1 protein-coding gene is annotated in these 1231 nt (G+C 62.9%); it reads left to right on the forward strand.

Annotated features, from left to right (window positions below):
* The first annotated feature begins 215 nt into the window (after nucleotides 1-215).
* Nucleotides 216-1130 (forward strand): IS110 family transposase, encoded by a 915-nt coding sequence (locus tag AC10QF_RS20065; protein WP_111126928.1) that lies wholly within the window; start codon nucleotides 216-218, stop codon nucleotides 1128-1130.
* Nucleotides 1131-1231: the final 101 nt, after the last annotated feature.

A 1231-nucleotide genomic window follows, 5' to 3' on the forward strand; every position in this document is an offset into this window, starting at 1 on the left:
CCGAGCCTTATCTGATGGAAATCTGTCAGCGTAGGTGTCGAGAGCCGGCGTGGGCCGCCGTACGAGCCTGGATCTCGACGATCGCCATGTAGCTTGGCGCCCACACCGGATTCTCCCTTGATCCGCCCGAACAGTTGCTGGAGCTGACACTCGAAGCGATAAGACTGGGCAAGCGGGGGAGCTCTCGACCCTTCCAGACTATACGGAGTCGGGCAATGAACGGGATCGGGATCGATGTGAGCAAGCGCCGACTGGATATCGGCACGACAGACGGCGAGACTGTGCAGGTCAGCAATAGCCCCTCTGGCTATGCTGAATTGAGCACTTGGTTGAGCACGCGGCCGGCCATTCAGATCGTTCTGGAAGCCACTGGCGGCTATGAGCAGACTGTCCTGGACTTTCTTCACAAGGCCGGCCATCCGGTGATCCGCGCCAACGCCCTGCGGGCGCGTAGACTGGCTCAGGGGCTGGGTAAAGTGGCCAAGACGGACCGCTTGGATGCTCTTGTATTGGCGCAGATGGCCGCACTGGTGGAACTGCCTTCCTATCAGCCACTGGAGCCCTGGCAGCGGAAACTGCGCGAGTTTGTGCGGGCGCGTCGACAAACGATGCAGGCACTGACCGTAGCCCGCCAACAGCAGGAAATGGTGACTGACCGCGAGCTACGCCGGCAGATGCAAGGCAACATCATTCGCCTGCAGACACTGGTCGAGCGACTGGGGAAGCAGATCTCTGAACAGGTCGCGCAGCAGCCCCAACTGGCAGTGCTGAAGTCGATGAAAGGGGTTGGCCCGGCATTGCAGGCGGTGCTGGCCAGCTACCTGCCTGAGCTGGGTCAGATCAGCGGAAAAGCCATTGCCAGCCTGGTCGGCGTGGCGCCGATCTCCCACGACAGCGGGGCCATGCGAGGGAGGCGAAGCATCCACGGTGGCAGGGCCGAGATCCGCCAGGTGCTCTACATGTCGGCCATGTCGGCCATGCGACATGAGCCACGATTGCGGGACTTTTACCGGTCGCTGCGGGCCCGCGGCAAGGAAGGGAAAGTGGCCATCGTGGCGGTGATGCGGAAGATGCTGGTGATTCTCAACGCCCGCGTGCGTGACGCTCAAGGCGGATCGATCCCCGCCTGAAGCCAGCCTGCGCGTGCCCCAAAAGGCTGCCGGCCAGCGGCCGGCACTACCGTGCCCGTCTCATGGAGGGGCCAGGCCCCTCCGTCAACACAGTTGCTACA

The sequence above is a fragment of the Stenotrophomonas maltophilia complex sp. Om-AH-Sm3 genome (assembly GCF_059337855.1).